At 35.1% G+C, this 3,005-nt stretch carries 4 protein-coding genes; 3 read left to right on the top strand and 1 reads right to left on the bottom strand.

Translation table 11 applies throughout. The features are described 5' to 3' along the window. Positions 1 to 248 (bottom strand): hypothetical protein (locus U9Q18_00450; protein MEA3312829.1); only part of this gene is annotated, 248 nt, incomplete at its 3' end. A 190-nt stretch (positions 249 to 438) separates the two neighbouring features. On the opposite strand from U9Q18_00450, the gene U9Q18_00445 reads away from it, so the two are divergent. From U9Q18_00445 to U9Q18_00435, 3 genes are all read left to right on the top strand, one after another. Beyond that, positions 439 to 996 (top strand): manganese efflux pump MntP family protein, encoded by a 558-nt coding sequence (locus U9Q18_00445; GenBank protein MEA3312828.1) that lies wholly within the window; start codon positions 439 to 441, stop codon positions 994 to 996. Positions 997 to 1,050: 54 nt separating this feature from the next. Continuing rightward, positions 1,051 to 1,806, top strand: coding sequence for a class I SAM-dependent methyltransferase (locus tag U9Q18_00440; GenBank protein ID MEA3312827.1), 756 nt, complete (start codon positions 1,051 to 1,053; stop codon positions 1,804 to 1,806). A gap of 85 nt (positions 1,807 to 1,891) precedes the next feature. Then, positions 1,892 to 3,005, top strand: a 1,114-nt coding sequence (locus U9Q18_00435) for a nucleoside kinase (protein MEA3312826.1), incomplete at its 3' end; no start/stop codon positions are given.

Raw genomic sequence — 3,005 nt, 5'->3', positions numbered from 1 at the left:
TCTTTGTCGTTAATGTCATATACTGCAATATAGATGCTCTTCTCTGCTGAATCTATGAGGGCCTCAATCTCCCCTTTTACTTCACTGCTTTGCTCCGGCAAGAACCAGAAGCTGATTGCAGAATTTTCTGCAGGGCCGATGTTATTTTCTTCAGGACCAGTGCCCTTAACAAAGAAAATAAAAATAAATACTAAGATTACTGCAGACACTGCAAATAATTTGTTTATTTTCTTAAGATTGTTCTTCATTTTCCCCCTTTTTATATTTTACCCCCTTACAAAAGATTTCCAAATTATTTTGAAGGTTTTGTGTTAATGTTTTGATTTTCACTCGGGATCGCCTTTTAAAAGGTTTCTTTTGCCTTTGCGAATACCGCATAATTGAATATAATAAATGGCAATCTTTTATACTAAAAAGATAATTATTAAAGGAGATTTGATGAATATAATCACCATAGTGGCTATAGCAATCGGATTGGCAATGGATGCGTTTGCGGCTTCGATTTCCAGCGGAATAGCAATAAAAAACTTGAAGGTAAACAATTCCCTGAAGATTGCATTGTTCTTTGGATTTTTTCAGGCCTTTATGCCTTTGGTCGGATGGCTTTTAGGTATCAGATTAAAATATTTGATATCAGGAGTAGACCACTGGATAGCTTTTATACTCCTGAGCCTTATAGGATGCAAAATGATTTACGAAGCAATGAAAGAAGAGCAAGGAAGGAAGATAATAAATCCTTTAAATATTTATGTCCTGCTGGGTTTATCCGTTGCTACAAGTATTGATGCATTGGTCATTGGGGTAAGTTTCGCACTGCTAAACGTTTCCATCGTAATCCCTATAATAATAATTGGAATAACAACATTTATTTTATCATTTAACGGCGTTTTTATAGGGGATAGATTGGGAAATTTATTTGGGAAAAAAGTTGAAATCGCAGGAGGGCTTATATTAGTCGGCATCGGAATGAAGATACTACTGGAACATTTGCTCTAAAACATAACGACACAGCAAAAGAATTTGTAATGCAAAGAAAAAAGGAGGAAAGATATGGAACCTATAGATTGCGAAGATCTTTATAATGACGGACGGCATTATGATTTGGAAAACAGGAATTTTACAGAAGATATTCCGTTTTATTTAAAACAAATTAAAAAATACGGCGAGCCGGTTCTTGAACTGGCATGCGGAACAGGCCGTATCACCATCCCCGTAGCAGAACAGGGAATACAGATTACCGGCCTGGATATATCAGACCCAATGCTTGCCTTCGCTAAAAAGAAAGCAGCATCAAAAGATATTCATATCGAGTGGGTTAGAGAAGATTGCCGTAATTTTAAGTTAAATAAAAAGTTTGCGCTTATTCTTTTGCCGTTCAATTCAATAGCGCATATTCACAGTCTAGAGGGCATAGAATCTTGTTTTTCCAACGTGAAAAAACATTTGAAAGACAACGGCAGATTTATCATTGATATTTTCAATCCTCGCCTTGATATCCTGTTGAGAGACCCTTCAAAGCGTTATCCTGTCACCGAATATCCTGACCCTGATAGCAGAGGCATCGTTACCGTAACAGAAAACAATATTTATGACAGTGCCACCCAGGTAAACAGAATTAAGTGGTATTTTCATACTGAAAAAGAGGAGTGGGTAGAAGAGCTTAATATGAGGATTTTCTTCCCACAAGAGCTTGATGCGCTTTTGCATTACAACGGATTTGAGATTGAATCTAAATTTGGCACTTATGATGAAACACCATTTGAAACATCCTCGTTAGTACAGCTTGTAATAGCACGCCCGAAATAGCAATTAAATATTATGGTATATCATTTTGAATTTTGCCACGATAGATTATAATATGTGCGCAAGTAAAGTGTAAAAAAGGAAGAATATGAGAAAAAAAATATTAGATATTGTAGGAAAGGTTGATTATCCATATACCTGTGCGATTGTGAATAACCAGAGGATGGGTTTCCTTGATGAAATAGAAACTCCATCTTGTATAACAGAGTTTCTTTCAGTTGAGAAGGGAGAAGGAAGAAGAACATATGAAAGAACATTAGCATTTTTAATTTCGTATTGTGCAAAAAAAATAGATCCATCATTAAACGTATCAATAAAACACTCATATGGAGATGCACTTTATGGAGAGGTAGAAGGAAATCATAATGGAGATATTGTTCTCAGAATAAAAGAAGAACTCAAAAAGCTCATCAAAAAAAACGAAAAAATTGTCAAATACGAACTAACCAAAGAAGAAGCAATGAGAAGGTTAGATATAGATAAAAGAACAGATGACCTTAGATTGCTTAAATATGTTGCGAAAGATACAATTCCTATATACTCTATTGACGGACACTCTGTATATTTTGCAGGACCATTGCTTCCAAGAACAGGTATGATAAAAATATTTGATATTGTCCCATATTCACCGGGATTCCTCCTTTTGCTCCCGGATAGAAAAAATAGCAAAAAAATATGCCATGTAAACGAAAGCAAAAAAATATTTGAAACTTTTCAGGAATCTAAAAAGTGGGTAGAAACTCTCGGAATAAGATACGCGGGGGATTTAAATGAAAAAATAGTAAAAAGACAAGTTTCTGAACTGATAAAAGTACAGGAAGCACTGCATGAGAAAAAAATATCCAACATAGCTGATATGGTTAAAGACGGCAAAAGACTTATTCTTATTGCGGGACCAAGCTCTTCGGGAAAAACAACATTCGCAAAAAGATTAGAAATACAATTGAAGGTAAACGGGCTAAATCCCATCATTCTCTCAACAGATAATTACTTCATAGATAGGGACAAAACACCAAAAAACGAAGAAGGAGAGTTAAATTACGATTCTTTTGATGCAATTAATCATAAACTTCTTCAAGAACAACTTGCAGCTCTTTTAAAAGGAGAAAAAGTTAGCATCCCGAGGTATAACTTCATTAAAGGAAAAAGTGAGCTCTGGCGAAAAATAAAAATCAATAAAACGGGGATAATAATCGTAGAGG

Source organism: Caldisericota bacterium (assembly GCA_034717215.1).
In the GTDB taxonomy this organism is placed as follows: domain Bacteria; phylum Caldisericota; class Caldisericia; order Caldisericales; family Caldisericaceae; genus UBA646.
Note: the sequence above shows the minus strand (reverse complement) of the source record. Positions and strands in the feature narration are given on the sequence as shown.